At 49.8% G+C, this 14988-nt stretch carries 13 protein-coding genes; 7 read left to right on the forward strand and 6 right to left on the reverse strand.

The genetic code is table 11. The features are described from left to right. Positions 1-126 precede the first annotated feature (126 nt). From AB9P05_RS12995 to AB9P05_RS13010, 4 genes are all read right to left on the reverse strand, one after another. Complete coding sequence (locus tag AB9P05_RS12995) at positions 127-1584, reverse strand: L-lactate permease (RefSeq protein ID WP_371909255.1); 1458 nt, start codon at positions 1582-1584, stop codon at positions 127-129. Between the two features lie 103 nt (positions 1585-1687). Continuing rightward, positions 1688-2668 carry a hypothetical protein gene (locus AB9P05_RS13000; RefSeq protein WP_371909256.1) on the reverse strand — a complete coding sequence of 327 codons (981 nt, stop codon included), beginning with the start codon at positions 2666-2668 and terminating at the stop codon, positions 1688-1690. Positions 2669-2751: 83 nt separating this feature from the next. After that, positions 2752-3120, reverse strand: a complete 369-nt coding sequence (locus AB9P05_RS13005) for a hypothetical protein (RefSeq protein ID WP_371909257.1) — start codon at positions 3118-3120, stop codon at positions 2752-2754. Positions 3121-3639: 519 nt separating this feature from the next. Continuing rightward, positions 3640-4149, reverse strand: coding sequence for a nuclear transport factor 2 family protein (locus tag AB9P05_RS13010; RefSeq protein ID WP_371909258.1), 510 nt, complete (start codon positions 4147-4149; stop codon positions 3640-3642). A 302-nt stretch (positions 4150-4451) separates the two neighbouring features. Here AB9P05_RS13010 and AB9P05_RS13015 point away from each other — a divergent pair, with 302 nt between their 5' ends. The 4 genes from AB9P05_RS13015 (at position 4452) to AB9P05_RS13030 (ending at position 9593) form a co-directional block, all read left to right on the forward strand. Next, positions 4452-7901: a pyruvate carboxylase gene (locus AB9P05_RS13015; RefSeq protein ID WP_371909259.1), complete on the forward strand. Its 3450-nt coding sequence runs from the start codon at positions 4452-4454 to the stop codon at positions 7899-7901. Between the two features lie 175 nt (positions 7902-8076). Beyond that, positions 8077-8496, forward strand: a complete 420-nt coding sequence (locus tag AB9P05_RS13020) for a hypothetical protein (protein ID WP_371909260.1) — start codon at positions 8077-8079, stop codon at positions 8494-8496. A 10-nt stretch (positions 8497-8506) separates the two neighbouring features. After that, positions 8507-8992: an RNA polymerase sigma factor gene (locus AB9P05_RS13025; RefSeq protein ID WP_371909261.1), complete on the forward strand. Its 486-nt coding sequence runs from the start codon at positions 8507-8509 to the stop codon at positions 8990-8992. After that, the gene (locus AB9P05_RS13030; RefSeq protein WP_371909262.1) at positions 8985-9593 is read left to right on the forward strand and encodes a hypothetical protein; all 609 of its coding nucleotides are present in this window, start codon (positions 8985-8987) and stop codon (positions 9591-9593) included. The genes AB9P05_RS13025 and AB9P05_RS13030 overlap by 8 nt, the downstream gene beginning before the upstream one ends. A 17-nt stretch (positions 9594-9610) precedes the next feature. Here AB9P05_RS13030 and AB9P05_RS13035 read toward each other — a convergent pair whose 3' ends face one another. Both AB9P05_RS13035 and AB9P05_RS13040 read right to left on the reverse strand, forming a co-directional pair. After that, the gene (locus tag AB9P05_RS13035; RefSeq protein WP_371909263.1) at positions 9611-10060 is read right to left on the reverse strand and encodes a septal ring lytic transglycosylase RlpA family protein; all 450 of its coding nucleotides are present in this window, start codon (positions 10058-10060) and stop codon (positions 9611-9613) included. Next, positions 10050-10412: a VOC family protein gene (locus AB9P05_RS13040; protein WP_371909264.1), complete on the reverse strand. Its 363-nt coding sequence runs from the start codon at positions 10410-10412 to the stop codon at positions 10050-10052. Before AB9P05_RS13040 ends, AB9P05_RS13035 begins: the two co-directional genes overlap by 11 nt. A 466-nt stretch (positions 10413-10878) precedes the next feature. On the opposite strand from AB9P05_RS13040, the gene AB9P05_RS13045 reads away from it, so the two are divergent. From AB9P05_RS13045 to AB9P05_RS13055, 3 genes are all read left to right on the forward strand, one after another. Then, positions 10879-11088, forward strand: coding sequence for a hypothetical protein (locus AB9P05_RS13045; RefSeq protein WP_371909265.1), 210 nt, complete (start codon positions 10879-10881; stop codon positions 11086-11088). A gap of 320 nt (positions 11089-11408) precedes the next feature. Then, complete coding sequence (gene tnpA, locus AB9P05_RS13050; protein ID WP_371909266.1) at positions 11409-11858, forward strand: IS200/IS605 family transposase; 450 nt, start codon at positions 11409-11411, stop codon at positions 11856-11858. A gap of 193 nt (positions 11859-12051) precedes the next feature. Further along, a complete protein-coding gene (locus AB9P05_RS13055) occupies positions 12052-14697 on the forward strand; it encodes a valine--tRNA ligase (protein WP_371909267.1) in 2646 nt (881 codons plus the stop codon). Positions 14698-14988 lie beyond the last annotated feature (291 nt).

Below are 14988 nucleotides of genomic sequence, written 5' to 3' on the forward strand. Positions count from 1 at the left end.
GAGATGGGGTTCGGGGTGTGCATTTTGAGGACCACCCCTGCTGAAAAACAGGCCTTCGCGTTTTTTCATCGGTCGCCTCCTGGCTTGAGGCGGGGAATTTTTGAGTTCCTGGAGGAACATCTCACTTTATAAGAGAGTAATGAGGGCTATGCCTGTGAGGGAGGTGGCCAGGGCGGCGCATAGGACGGGGAGGATGTTTTTATTGAGCACGGCTGAATAATTTTCTACACCGGCCACGGCGGCAGCGGCAATGATATTAAAAAGGCAAATGGCATTACCGAGTGAGGCGCCGTTTAGCTGCATGGCGAGGATAAGCTCATGGGTTAGGCCAAGGTTTTGGGCAGCAGTGAACTGAACGGGCCCAAAGATGATGTTGGATACGGTGGTGCTGCCCGTAATGAATGTGCCCATTACGCCGATAAAGGGGCTTAGGAGGGGGTATAGGTCGCCTGTGCGGGCGAATAATAGGGACATAGATTCTACCATGGAGGGTGTACCGGGGTTGCCGCTGGCTAGCATGAGCCGGGTGATGGCGAGGGAAGGGAAGAGCACGAGAAATACGGCGGAGGTTTTTTTCAATACGGGCTTGAGGTTGATTTTGTGGCTTTTGCCTAGCCAGAGGGCCATGAAAGAGGCAAGTATGAAGGGGAGGAGGGGTGACTTGAGGGGCTGGAGTGAGGCACTTACAGAGGAGGAAAATATTTCGTGGAAGGAGAGGGGGAGGGCAATAAAGGAGGCTAGTGGTGCGAAGAGTTTTGGCAGCAGCAGTAGGACTAGCAGGAGGGCATAGGGGAGCCAGGGCTGCCAGTCTATTTTCCTGTTTGTGAACAGGAAAAAGTATGACAAAGCGCCCATAATGGCGGAAGCTATAACGCCGGTAAGCTCCTGAAGAAAATAGGAGAGGCCCGCGAAGGGTATGGCAAGAGCGAAAAACAGCTTCCAGCCATGGGTGCCGGCAGCGGCGGGGCGTTCATTTTTTACAAAGTGCCGGATAAAGGATAGGGTGATACAGCCTGACAGTATCATAAAGCCGGCCGCATAGAGGTATATGTGGCTGACCTGTTGCGGGCTGAGGTCTAAGGGACCTGCCAGCCCTGCGGTGACGGGTGTGCCGATAGCGCCGGTGATGGCAAAGAGGCCATCTATTAGTAATACGACGACAATGGACAGGATGGGCGAAAAGCCCATGGATATCAGGAGCAGTGGCACAATGGCACCGGGTGTACCGAAGCCGGCGACGCTTTCGAAAAAGGCGGTGAGGAAAAAAGCGAGGAAATAGAACTGAAAGCCCGGGTGGTGGTGGACGGTAGCCAGTGAGGCCTTAATTCTGGTTATGAAACCGGTCTGCTCCATATGCTGGTGAAGAAACAGGGCTCCAAATACGATCATGAGTATGGAGATGGTGTCTACAAGTGCGGCCACGAGGGCGGCGGGTAGGGCTATGAGGTGGCTTTCCCACACAAAGAAGAGTACAATGGTAAGGGCCAGGCCGGCATATACGCCAAATCTGACTCCGCGGAGCAGGCTTACAACCAGGAGGATAATAATAGGGAGTAATGAAAGGCTTGAAAACAGGGTGTCCATAAGCAGACTTTAATGTTACTCATTTCTCTTATGGTAAAGCTATGATATTTGTTGGCTTTTGCCAGTGTAGGGACTGGTTGGAGCCGACTGTTGTACGGGTTCTTTATTTGATAACCGGATGATTCTGTTCTGCATTTAATTTCTCTTCCGCTTCACACCGGTGTTTGATGACTTCCAGCAGCCGGTTTTGGAAATCCGAAAGTATCCACTCGCCCCAGAGCTTACCGTAAAAGTTGACCCTGGAGGTTAGTTTGTAGCCTGAGGTGAGGCGTAGTATGGTCTGGCCGTTTTCCTGCTTTTGCAGTTCGTAGGTGGCATTGGTAAAATGGAAGTAGTTGCCGTTCAGTACGTGCTGGTCAAGCACTTTAGGCCCGACGGTGGCGGGGTCTACGACAATAGCAAATGATACGCGCCTGTGGGGCTCCCAGTCCTGGATGGTTTCATTGAAGCGCAGACCGCCTTGAAATATACCGGTCCTTTGTCCGCCCGGCCTTTCGCCAGATAGGGTGGCTTCCACCGGCCGGGGTATGCCCAGGGAATGGAAGATGCCGGGCTGATATTCTGCTTCGGATATGGCTGGTACGCGGATGATCTTTTTCCAGATGGATTCGGGGGCAGAGGCGATGCTTATTTCACTGACTACGTGGTACTCGTGTGAGGGGGTGCTAATGAGCTCTTCAACCGGGGCGAGTAAAAAGGGCAGCAGGATTACGGTGAGGAGGGTGTTCTTTCTCTTCTGCCGATGGAGCTTAATTAGTTTGTAAATCAATGCGCCTACGGTGGCCAGTATGAAGAAAGGGCCGCCCAGGATGAGCAGGCAGATGATGTCTTCTATACCCATGAGGTACATAGTGAGAAAGAAGGTGGCTATACAGAGCCAGGGCACAAATATGATATTCCGGTAGGACTTTATCTGCTCATCGTTGGCGAAGATGAGGGGAATGATGCCGAGAATGGTGGGGATGAAGAAGAGGTAGGTAATGGAAGCAAGGGTGGCTTGCTGACCAAACACGAGCCTGGTTATTATTCCATAGGCTACCCCTATGGCTATGCCTGTGAGTAAAAGTGTGTATTTCTTTTTCAAGGTGCTGCTGTAGTTGGTACAGTGGGTCGGCCCAGGGGTCCTGTGTATTTAGGAGTTTACTGCGATCGGGTTTCTGTGGTTAATTAAGAAAGTTCTGGTTGTAGGCTTCTTTCTATTTCCCGGGCTTTATTCGTGGTTGTTTTTTCTATTATAAGGAAGTCTAAAAGTTCGTACTTCTTTTTCAATTGAATCTCATCGAATTCACGGGTGAAGAAGTTTCTTTTTTTATAGTCCAGTTTTACCAGTTCATGTACACTGTAGGTAGCGGTTTTGTGTGTCAGGAAAGTTGTGAGCCAATGTAGCTGTAGTTTCTCCTCATGCCATGTGATGTCGGTAAGGAAATTATCTGAGCGAATTAATAGTCTGAGAAGTGACCCTATGAATAAGCCTATTGAGGCTCCCAAATGAAATGGAAACCCAGGAATAAAGTAAGTGAGAAGGAAAATACACATCCAAAAAAAAGGGTATTTGAGGGTGTGCCAGATTATTTTTCTTTTATCCAAGTTGAGTACTTTGAAGGTCTCAGAAATATACCGGCACTGTTGTACCATCATCATTTCTCCAGGGTAAAAATGCAGAAAGTTGATGGTTTTTGAAAGGGGTAGTAGGTAGGGCTTATGTCTGAGCTATTCCTGCAGACGGTGGCTGAAAAGTAGATGAAGGGGGGGCTACATGCTGCCAGGCCGGGTACAACCCTGTGGAAATGATAAAACGATGCTTTCAGGAGGAGATTAACTTCGCGGCAGAAAGGGAATAGATGGTTGGTAAGTGGGATTGAAATAATTTAAGCTTAGCTAAAATTATAATTGTAGCTTATTGGCAGATCCAATCAATAAAGATTTCTTTAAGGACGGCTTTAACTAAATGTATTTCCATTTTATATTAAAATAACCTCCTTAGGTTTCCGGAAGAAGAAATAATATAGAAAAGAGACCTTCCGACAAGGTCTTCCCTTCAAAAGTTTACCAAAGTCACTCATCAATCCCATAAATAGTTGTGTGCATGCCGGCGATTTTCCATTGGCCGTCTACTTTTTCCATGAGGCGGGTTTCGCGCTTACGTCCGCGAATTGAGTCCTGCTGCTGGTAGCTGACCCAGGCCCCGTCATCATATAGACGTACATCGATGTCATCAACCAAAGATGGGAGGGGTTCCGGTTCGGGGTGTGCCTCTATAAATTCCTTTACGAAGCGGCTGATCTCCTGCCATCCGATTGATTCGGAGTGGCTGTTGTCTGCAAAGTTGATATAGGTTTTGGATACGGCAGGGGAGTGAACCCAATACTCCTGCCAGGCTTGATAATCTCTCTGGAAAGCGGCCCTGGTTTCATTATTCAGGGTTTGGATAATGGCATCCTTTTCTTGCCGAAGGTCGGGTGCCGGGCTTATTATATCATGAGGTGCTTCTTTTTGATCATTGATGCATCCGGCTCCGCCGGTCAGCACACTGATAAGGATCAGGAGAAGGGCTGCATTCTTCATGTTTGCATTCGGTTTATTTTTCAGGAGATGTAGGCGCTCTTATTTTAAGGGCAGTCTCTTAAAATAACATATTTCTGACTTCAAAGTGGGGTAGAAAGGTGGCGTTTCTTATTTTAATACGTGGCCATTTGTCTTTCTATGGACGGTACAGACATTATCTCACCGAAAACGTTTGCAAAGTCCTTTTACCCTGAAGATTTTTTTTAATTTTAGAGCAGAATGAACAACAGCCTGGGTAAAGCGGTCTCATAGTCGTGGCACCCGCCCATTTTTTGCTGACATAAATTGACCTATCTTTTTACATGACCGAAGAGCTCAAGAAAATTGATAAGCTGCTGGTGGCGAACCGGGGCGAGATTGCCATCCGGATCCTTCGCGCAGCTTCCGAACTCCGGATTAACACCGTTGCGATGTATACCTACGAGGACCGCTACAGTCTGCACCGCTATAAGGCGGATGAGGCTTACCAGATCGGTCGCGATGATGACCCGCTAAAGCCTTACCTGGACATAGAGGAGATCATCAGTGTGGCCAAGCGGAACGGCATCGACGCGATACACCCGGGATACGGCTTTTTGTCTGAAAACACCCGCTTTGCACAGCGCTGCCGTGAGGAAGGTATCGTATTCGTAGGGCCTGTACCGGAAGTGATGCAGCGCCTGGGCGATAAGGTAATGGCCAAGGAGGTGGCGATAGAGGCGAATGTGCCGGTGATAGAGGACAGCAAAGAGAAGCTGACTACTTATGAGATCGCACAGAAGGAGGCTAACCGGATAGGTTACCCGATCATGATCAAGGCAGCCTCCGGCGGCGGCGGTCGTGGTATGCGTGTGGTAAAAAATGACCAGGAGCTTAAAAATGGCTACTCGGAAGCGCGTAAGGAGGCGGAAAAGGCCTTTGGTGACAGTACGGTATTCCTGGAGAAGTTCATTGACTCACCCAAGCACATAGAGGTGCAGATCATGGGTGATAACTACGGCAATATTGTGCACCTGTATGAGCGCGACTGTTCTGTACAGCGCCGCTTTCAGAAGGTGGTGGAGGTAGCGCCCTGTGCTACCCTGAGCCAGGAAGCCAAAGACAGGATATACGAATATGCGCTTTCCATAGCCCGCAGTGTAAACTACAATAACGTAGGTACGGTGGAGTTCCTGGTGGATAAGGATGAGAACATCTACTTTATAGAAGTAAACCCCCGGATACAGGTAGAGCACACGATCACGGAGGAGGTGACGGGCATAGACATTGTACGCTCACAGATACTGATCGCGCGCGGGCATGCTCTTACGGACCCCCGGATCTTTATCAATAGCCAGGAGGATGTGAAGTGTAACGGCTTTGCGATACAGTGCCGGATTACTACGGAAGATCCGGAGAATAATTTCCGGCCGGATTACGGTACCATCATTGCCTACCGGAATGCGGGTGGCTTCGGTATCCGACTGGACGAGGGTAGTAGTTACCCTGGCGTAACGATCTCGCCTTTCTTTGACTCTATGCTGGTGAAGATCAGCGCGAGCGGCCGTACGCTGAAGGGGGCGAGCCAGCGGCTGCACCGTGCGCTGCGTGAGTTCAGGATCAGGGGAGTGAAAACGAATATCGGCTTCCTGGAGAATGTGATCTCGAACCCGGTATTTTATAATGGTGAGGCTACGGTGAAGTTCATCGATAATCACCCGGACCTGTTCAGTATTTCGCCTAAGCTGGACCGCGGTACGCGTATGCTGCGCTACCTGGCGGATGTATCGGTAAACGGGAACCCTGATGTGGCGGGCAAGGTGGAGCCTGGGCGTACTTTCAGAACGCCTAAGGTGCCTGACTTTGACCGTTTTGGTGAATACCCGAAAGGTACGCGTGACAAGCTGAAGGAGCTGGGCCGCGATGGCTTTATCAACTGGCTGAAGGAAAGTCGTCAGATTCAGTATACGGATACGACCTTCCGCGATGCGCACCAGAGCCTGCTGGCTACGCGGGTACGTACGATCGATATGATGAAGGTGGCGGAAGGGTTTGCGAAAAACCACCCGAAGACCTTTAGTATGGAGGTATGGGGGGGCGCTACTTTTGATGTGGCTATGCGCTTCCTGCATGAAAGCCCCTGGAAACGGCTGGCGATGCTGCGGGAGGCTATTCCTAATATCCTCTTCCAGATGCTGCTTCGCGGCTCTAACGGGGTGGGGTATAAGGCATACCCTGATAACCTGATTGAGAACTTCATTGAAAAGGCGGCGGAAACGGGCATCGATATCTTCCGCATATTCGACTCGCTGAACTGGGTGGAGAATATGAAGGTGAGTATCCGCACGGTACGCGAGCGGACGGACGCCCTGGCGGAGGCGGCTATATGCTATACAGGCGAGCTTAGCGACAAGAACAATACAAAGTATACGCTGCAGTACTACCTGGACCTGGCGCGCCAGCTGGAGGATGAGGGTGCGCACATCCTGGCGATTAAAGACATGGCGGGTCTGCTGAAGCCTTACGCGGCGCAAGTGCTGGTGAGCGAACTGAAGAAGGCGGTGGATATACCGATCCACCTGCATACGCATGACACGAGCAGCGTACAGTCTGCTACTTACCTGCAGGCGATAGAGGCTGGCGTGGATGTGGTGGATGTGGCGCTTAGCTCACTCAGTGGCCTTACCTCACAGCCTAACTTTAACTCGGTAGTGGCTTTTATGCAGGGGAGTAAGCGCGAGACGCCTTTTAACCTGCAGAGCCTGAATGACTATGCAAACTACTGGCTGGACGTACGTGAGTACTACTATCCGTTTGAGAGTGAGCTGAAAGCCGGCACGGCGGAGGTGTATGACCATGAGATTCCCGGCGGGCAGTACTCTAACCTGCGGCCGCAGGCACGTGGCCTCGGGCTTGAGCATAAGTTTGAGGAGATCAAGCGGAACTACGCCATCGTGAATAAGATGTTTGGTGACATAGTCAAGGTAACGCCCAGCTCTAAGGTGGTGGGGGACATGGCCATGTTCATGACCTCTAACGGTCTTACCGAGCAGGATATTTATAAGAAGGGACAAAGCCTGAGCTTTCCTGATAGCGTAGTGGACATGTTCCGTGGCAACCTGGGACAGCCTCCGGGCGGATGGCCAGAGAAGCTGAGCGATATCATTCTGAAGAATGAGAAGCCTTTTACGGACCGCCCCAATGCGCACCTGGAACCTGTGGATTTCGACAAGGAATTTGAAGCGTTTGAGAAGGAGTTTGAGCGGACTAACTTCCTTGACTTCCTGAGCTACAAGCTCTACCCAAGGGTATTCCGCCAATACCATGAGCACTTTATGCGCTACGGTGAGGTGATGAATCTGCCGACGCCTGCCTTCTTCTACGGCCTTAAAAACAATGAAGAGGTGCTGGTGGAAATAGGCCCTGGTAAGTCTATCATCGTAAAGATGCTGTACAGTAGTGAGCCTGATGAGGAGGGTATGCGTACGGTATCCTTTGAGCTGAATGGCCAGACGCGCCGTATCAGGGTAAGAGATAATACCTTCCAGGTAACCAAGGCCCTGCACCGTAAGGCTAAGGATACGGGCGAAGTAGGCTCACCGCTGCAGGGACGTATTGCCAGTATACTGGTACAAAAAGGCGACGCGGTACAGGAAGGAGCGGCCCTGTTTACTATTGAAGCGATGAAGATGGAAAGTACGGTGACCTCACCGGTAAGTGGTACGGTAGAGGAGATCGTGCTTACGGAAGGGGAAATGGTGGAGCAGGATGACCTAGTAATTGCCGTTGGGTAGACTCACATCCTGTTATTATGATACCTGAAGGCTGCCGGCTCTGTGCCGGCAGCCTTTTATTTTTTGAAGACAATGGTCTGATTGTGAGCCTGAAATGATTTTTTTAAAAGATTTCTTAAAAATTCTGTAAGAAACCTGCCGGGCTTGCTATTAACCTTATAAACAACACAGAATTATGAGTACATCCATTTCACTTTCATCTTTGAAGAACTTTATCGCTCCTGGTATTTCGGTTTTAGGAAGAGTTCAGGTATCTGCTGCGGATACGGCGGGCCTTATACAGCAGGTAGTGAATAAATATGGGCTGCGTATGATCGAAAAGGGTGAAAATAACTGGAAGCTGCAGGTAGAGGGTATGCCTGTAGTGCCGCTGAGCCAGACTAAGGTAGTACTGGGCCTGAAGCCTGACCGGGAATGCTACGAGCGCCTGCACTCTTACCTTACGGTGACTGACACGGGGGAGGGTGGCCTCCTGGTAGAATCGCATGAGCGCATCATAGCAGGCACCCCTGCGGAGCGTAAGGTGTACAGGGAGGTTTTAGAAGCCAGGTTAAACCGCTTTATTGCTTACCTGAAAACGGCGACTAACCTGTGAAAGCCGACTGATGTCAGCAGAATTTTACGAAGAGTATATAGAGAACAACCGCGCCATTATTTATAAGATATGCCGTGCCTATGCCCGTAGCGAGGCGGACTTCCAGGACTTGTTTCAGGAGGTGTGCCTGCAGCTATGGAAAAGCCGCGACCGCTTTGATAACAGCAGTAAACTGAGCACGTGGATATATCGGGTGACGCTGAATACCTGCCTTACGATGACCCGCCATGAGAGGAGGGAGCCGGCTAAGGTAGCGGTGAGGGAGACTGACGTGGTAACCGGTCCGGCGGAGCCGGATGAGGAGAGCCTGCGGCTGGAGGCGCTCTACGCCGCTCTGAAGAAGCTGTCCGAAGCGGACCGGGCTGTTATCCTTCTGTACCTGGAAGAAAAAAGCTACAAGGAGATAGCGGAAATACTGGGTATAAGCCTGAGCAATGTAGGGGTGAAGATAAACCGTATCAAAACGAAACTGACGGAACTGATCACTAATGGATAATCTGAGCATAGAAACTATCTGGAAAAGTAATAGCCGGTCTGCCGTCTCTCTTCCCGGGGTGGCGGAGACGGCGGAAGCTTATCGTAACCGGTCAGGTAACGTGGTGGACCGTATTATGAGAACGGCGCGGCGCGAGCACCGGCTTTTCCTTGCCGTAGCGGCTATAGGTATTGCTGTGGCACTGGGTACCACTTACTACCTTACGGCGGCAGGTATAGCCCTCTTTACGGGCCTGATCATATGGAAGTATGTGGCTGAGATGAGGATGATGAAGCGCATCCGTATACAGGGGAGCACGTGTGACTACCTGATGAGGGTAAGGCGGCTTCTGCAGTGGTTCATGAAGGTATACCGCATAGGTTTTGGTCTGCTGACGCCTGTGTCTGTATTGGGAGGTATTGCTTTAGGGGCTTATAAGTCGGGCGCTTCTCTGTCCACTACCTTTACGGACCCGGTGGTATTGGGCGTGGCCGGACTGGCGGCTGTGGGGGGTATCCTGGTTTCACGCCTGTGGCTCCGGCTTTGGGTGCAGACCTTTTATGGTAAGAAACTGCAGGAGATGGATCGGTTGATTGCTGAGCTAAGGGCAGAAGAAGGCTGATTTACCAGCTGAAGGCATCAGGGGGTAATGGTGGGGGCCTGCCATTTTAAATTTCCTCGATCGGCTTTCTTTCGCAGCAGTAGAGGCAGGGTCTTGGGCAGGCAATAGACCTCTACCCTGCCGACTCCCCGCCGGACGATGTCCAGCTCTTTGGCTGCTGCCAGCGACAGGTCTATTATTCTGCCGTTCACGAAGGGACCCCGGTCTGTAACGACTACGGTAAGCGAGTGGCCGGTCTCCGGGTTTTTCACCAGGAGCAGGGTGCCAAAAGGGAGGGTTTTATGGGCTGCGGTGTACAGGCTCCCTCTGTATGGCTGTCCGCTGGCGGTAGGGCGGCCTTCAAAGCGTGCAGCATAGTAGCTGGCAAGCCCCTGCTCGGTGCATTCCTGAGCCTGAGCTGTCTTTGCCAGTCCTAAACAAAGCAGCAGTGCTGCAAACAGAACTTTTATGTTCTGTTCAGGCTGCACAGGCCCTGGCTTTTACAAACCGGAGCTTATTTCCATATGGGTCTGTGAGGGAGAATGAAAGGTTGCCTTCAGGGCCAGTGGTCAGGGACTCGTCCACCTCCTGACAGAGTAGCTCTGTAGCCGTTTGGTGGAAGCTCTCCAGGTGGTCGGTGGTGATCAGGTACACCTTCTGCCGGAAGGCATTGTTATCATTGTCTGTTTCTCTGCTATCCGTGGTGCATACAAGCTGAGTATTACCATAGTCGAACACGTGGGAGTTTTCCGACAGGGACTGTCCCTGAGTATTAAAGAGTTCAGTGTAAAATGCTACCGCTGATCTCAGTTGAGGTACGGTCAGAAGTATCTTATTCATAACTTCACATTTTCGGGTTTACAAAATCAGGATGCCTTATGCCTGGTCACAATTACCGGCCGGCTACCCTGTGTTGGTATGTTGAATACGACATACAAATCTAGGGTTCCGTTCCGATTTTACCCGGTTGAGGCATGTTCATCTTTATACTATTATGTAATGTTTTGGGTGGTTAGAATGTGTTAATAGGCTGAAACAGAAAGGCCTTCTAAGCACGTAATTATCTATATACATTCATTATATGAGTAAGGGGAAATGGGTGGGGTACTATGAGAGTGGAGTTTTTATTCTTGTAAGTCCCTATAAGTCAATGGAAACCCATTTTTCATTAGATAAACAGCCGTATTTTTCGACGAATGGTCGATTATGCCCGAAATTTAACATGCATATAATTTGACTATACATAGGCGTTTTTTCATCTTTACAATAGTCATACTGACGTAAGAAAACACCTATTTTTCGTTCTATGGAAGCATATAAATTTAAACAGATCGTGAATAGTCTGTCGGGGCTCAATCAGTCTCTGCAGGATATTCTCGCCCGGCTAAACCGCGATATGGAAGTGGTGAACCGGCACTTACAGGAGCAGCATGGAAAGGTGCTGCAGGAAAATATTGGGAGCAACTACGAGTCTCCTAATTATTTGCTCGATACGGTGAACAGGTTTCAAAATTAATTTCTGCTTACTCCGAAACTTGTTTATCCAAATACCGTTTTATATTTTACATTTGTAAAACAAACCTGATTAACTCTCTGCTTGCACAGGCCCGGAACTATCCGGGCTTTTTTTTTGCCCTCTTCCCAGCCAGATCTGTTTATCCCTGCCAGAAGATGATTCTTGTTAAATTCAGGCTATTTTTTCACCTATTTATTCAATTATAGTTCACTGAAAATGACGTGATTAATACTAATCGGGTATTTTTTTGTCGAATACTAATATGATTTTTGTGTTTAACCAATTAAATTCAAGGCCAGAATTCAGGAATAACCAGCAATATGAACATCTACACGCGACCACTGTATCATCTGGTTTTTAGTACTGCCTATCAAAAGCCTGTGCTACATAAATCTAACCGGTCTGAACTATTCAGATACATCACCGGTATACTGAAAAATCGTAACTGTACTCTTCTGCGTATCAATGGCGTGGATGATCATGTACATATACTGCTCAGCATACCTACGGATATGCCTGTAAACAGGGTGGTTAGGGATATTAAGAATGCGAGCACGCGCTTTATTAAGGAGAAGGAGTTGTTTCCGGATTTCAGAGGCTGGGAAAGTGGCTTTTGTGCCTTTACCGTTTCGGCCAAAGATAAGGAACAACTCATCATGTACATAAGAAACCAGGAAGAGCATCACCGTTATGTGCCCTTCGAAGATGAAAGACAATCTCTGCTTATAGAAAATGGCTTATACCAGCGTGCCGGGCTGGTACCTGCCTGAGAGAGATCCTGACCGGTATTAATTTTACACGATAACCAGAGCAACCTATTCGCAAATGCTCTGGTTTTTTTGTGCCCTTTTCTGTCTGCAGGAGCCAATAATTCTCGGATTCGCTTATTCTTTATTCACTCCTCTGCCATTAATTCCTTAATTTTGCGCCTTCGAAAGAGCATCATTACCAGACGAACGCTTTATGTCTACGCAAAAACAAACCGACCTGCCTGCTAAGTATAGCCCGACAGAGGTAGAGGACAAGTGGTATGCATACTGGCTTGAGCAAAACTACTTTGCCAGCAAGCCTGATCCTGATAAGGAGCCATTCTGTATCACGATACCCCCCCCAAACGTAACGGGTGTATTGCATATGGGCCATATGCTCAATAATACCATCCAGGATGTGCTGGTGCGCCGGGCGCGTATGCAGGGTAAGGAAGCCTGCTGGGTGCCGGGTACTGACCATGCTTCCATTGCTACGGAGGCGAGGGTAGTGGCTATGCTCAAGGAGCAGGGCATAAGCAAGGACCAGCTTAGCCGTGAGGACTTCCTCAAGCATGCCTGGGAGTGGAAAGAGAAATATGGTGGCATCATACTGGAGCAGCTTAAGAAACTGGGGGCTTCATGCGACTGGGAGCGTACCCGCTTCACTATGGATGCTAACATGAGTGAGCAGGTAATAAAGGTGTTTGTGGACCTGCATGATAAGGGGCAGATATACCGCGGCATGCGTATGGTAAACTGGGACCCTGAGGGTAAGACGGCCCTGTCTGACGATGAGGTAATCCATAAGGAAACGAATGCCAAACTGTACCATCTGGCCTATAAAATAGAGGGTAGCGACGAGACGATCACGATTGCTACGGTACGTCCGGAAACTATTCTGGGTGATACGGCGATATGTGTGCACCCGGATGATGACCGCTATAAGCACCTGCATGGCAAAAAGGCGCTGGTACCTCTTATCGACCGGGCGATACCTATCATCCCTGACACGTATGTGGAGATGGAGTTTGGTACGGGTGCCCTGAAGGTAACGCCTGCGCACGACCCTAATGACTATGAGCTGGGGATAAAGCATGATCTGGAGGTAGTGGACATCCTGAATGAGGATGGCTCGCTCAATGAGGCGGCTCAGCTATACGTAGGGGAGGACCGCTTCGTAGTACGCAAAAAGATTGTGAAGGAGCTGGAGGAGAAGGGCTTCCTTACCAAAACAGAGGATTATAAGAGTAATGTAGGCTACAGCGAGCGTACTAATGCGGTGGTAGAGCCGCGTATTTCCATGCAGTGGTTTGTGAAAATGGAGGAGCTGACGAAGCCTGCATTGGAACACGTGATGGACGATACGATCAGGCTGCACCCGCCGAAGTTTAAGAACATGTACCGGAGTTGGATGGAGAATGTACGCGACTGGTGCATCAGCCGCCAGCTATGGTGGGGGCATCGTATTCCTGCCTGGTATATAGATGATACGCGTGACTATGTAGTGGCGGAAACTGAGGAACAGGCTGTGGAGCGGGCCCGTGAAAAGACCGGTGACACTTCGCTGACGGCGGAGCGCCTGCACCAGGATCCGGACGTGCTGGATACGTGGTTTAGCTCATGGCTGTGGCCTATCAGTGTCTTTGATGGCATACTGGACCCGGACAGTGAGGAAATGAAGTACTACTACCCGACTAATGATTTGGTAACGGCGCCTGAGATCCTCTTCTTCTGGGTGGCGCGTATGATCATCGCCGGCTATGAGTATCGCGGGGAAAAGCCTTTCTCTAACGTGTACCTAACGGGTATCGTACGGGACAAGCTGGGCCGTAAGATGAGCAAGTCGCTTGGTAACAGTCCTGATCCGCTCGGACTTATCGATGTTTACGGCGCTGACGGCGTACGCACAGGCATGCTGTTCAGTTCTCCGGCGGGTAACGACTTGCTGTTTGACGAAAAGCTGTGTGAGCAGGGCCGTAACTTTAACAACAAGATATGGAATGCCTTCCGCCTTATTAAAGGATGGGAGGTAAGTGAAGGCTCTTCGGATAAAGGTAGCAAGAAGGCTATCGAGTGGTTTGGTAACCGGTTTAACCGTGCCATGGCTGATCTGAATGAGGCTTTTGATAACTTCCGCATCAGTGATGCGCTGCACATAGTGTACAAGCTGGCGTGGGACGATTTCTGCTCGTGGTACCTGGAGATGGTGAAACCTCCTTACGGCGATCCCATAGACCGGGAAACGTATAATGCTACGCTTGGATTCCTGGATGACCTGCTGCGGGTGCTGCATCCGTTTATGCCTTTTATCACGGAAGAGATATGGCAGCATATGCAGGAGCGTGGTGCAGGTGAAAGCATCTGTGTAGCAGCTTACCCTGAGGCAGGGACCTATGATAAAGAGGTGCTGCAGAAAGGTGAGGTGGCCTTTGAGGCTATCGCACAAGTGCGTAACCTGAGAAACAGTAAGGGGCTTTCTCCTAAAGAGGCGCTGAAACTGGAGCTCACCACGGAGCGCCAGGGGGTGTACAAGGACTGGGAAGAGATCATACGTAAGCTGGCGAACCTGGAGGGGATTGCCTATAACGGCGAACGCTCGGAAGGGGCGGCTACCTTTATGGTAGGGCCTGATGAGTGCAGCGTGCCTCTCGCCGGACAGGTGGATGTGGAAGAGGAAAAGAAAGCGCTGGAAAAAGAGCTGGAATACGCTAAGGGCTTCCTGCGCACAGTAGAGAAAAAGCTGAGCAATGAGCGTTTTGTGTCTAATGCACCTGAGGAGGTAGTGGCGATGGAAAAGAAGAAGAAGGAGGACACTGAGGCTAAAATCAAAGCGCTGGAGGAGAGTTTGGCGAGGCTTTAACAGGTCTTCACATTATATAACTTACAAAAGGCTGCCCTGAGGGTGGCCTTTTTTAATGGGTTAATGTGAGAATTGATGAGTAATAGAATTACAGAATAATAGCGTTTTGAGTGGAAGTGGTAGATAGACGGAGGTGGGGGAAGTAGGCGTGAGGAGTTGTGAGTGTTGAGTTATGAATTGGGGAGTGGTAGTTTGATGAGGATGGGGGGAGTGATTAGTTTTGAGTGTTAAGTTATGGGTGGGGGAGGGTTGCAGAGTAATTGAATATTGAGGTTGCCGGAAATGAATGCG

Origin of the sequence: Roseivirga sp. BDSF3-8 (assembly GCF_041449215.1) — a bacterium.
In the GTDB taxonomy this organism is placed as follows: Bacteria; Bacteroidota; Bacteroidia; order Cytophagales; family Cyclobacteriaceae; genus JBGNFV01.

Bases quoted from the DNA above. Each gene is read 5' to 3' on its own strand.
- AB9P05_RS12995 (WP_371909255.1), bottom strand. From the start codon at position 1,584: ATGGACACCCTGTTTTCAAGCCTTTCATTACTCCCTATTATTATCCTC.
- AB9P05_RS13005 (WP_371909257.1), bottom strand. From the start codon at position 3,120: ATGTGTATTTTCCTTCTCACTTACTTTATTCCTGGGTTTCCATTTCAT.
- AB9P05_RS13025 (WP_371909261.1), top strand. From the start codon at position 8,507: ATGTCAGCAGAATTTTACGAAGAGTATATAGAGAACAACCGCGCCATT.
- AB9P05_RS13020 (WP_371909260.1), top strand. From the start codon at position 8,077: ATGAGTACATCCATTTCACTTTCATCTTTGAAGAACTTTATCGCTCCT.
- tnpA (WP_371909266.1), top strand. From the start codon at position 11,409: ATGAACATCTACACGCGACCACTGTATCATCTGGTTTTTAGTACTGCC.
- AB9P05_RS13030 (WP_371909262.1), top strand. From the start codon at position 8,985: ATGGATAATCTGAGCATAGAAACTATCTGGAAAAGTAATAGCCGGTCT.
- AB9P05_RS13010 (WP_371909258.1), bottom strand. From the start codon at position 4,149: ATGAAGAATGCAGCCCTTCTCCTGATCCTTATCAGTGTGCTGACCGGC.
- AB9P05_RS13040 (WP_371909264.1), bottom strand. From the start codon at position 10,412: ATGAATAAGATACTTCTGACCGTACCTCAACTGAGATCAGCGGTAGCA.
- AB9P05_RS13055 (WP_371909267.1), top strand. From the start codon at position 12,052: ATGTCTACGCAAAAACAAACCGACCTGCCTGCTAAGTATAGCCCGACA.
- AB9P05_RS13015 (WP_371909259.1), top strand. From the start codon at position 4,452: ATGACCGAAGAGCTCAAGAAAATTGATAAGCTGCTGGTGGCGAACCGG.
- AB9P05_RS13045 (WP_371909265.1), top strand. From the start codon at position 10,879: ATGGAAGCATATAAATTTAAACAGATCGTGAATAGTCTGTCGGGGCTC.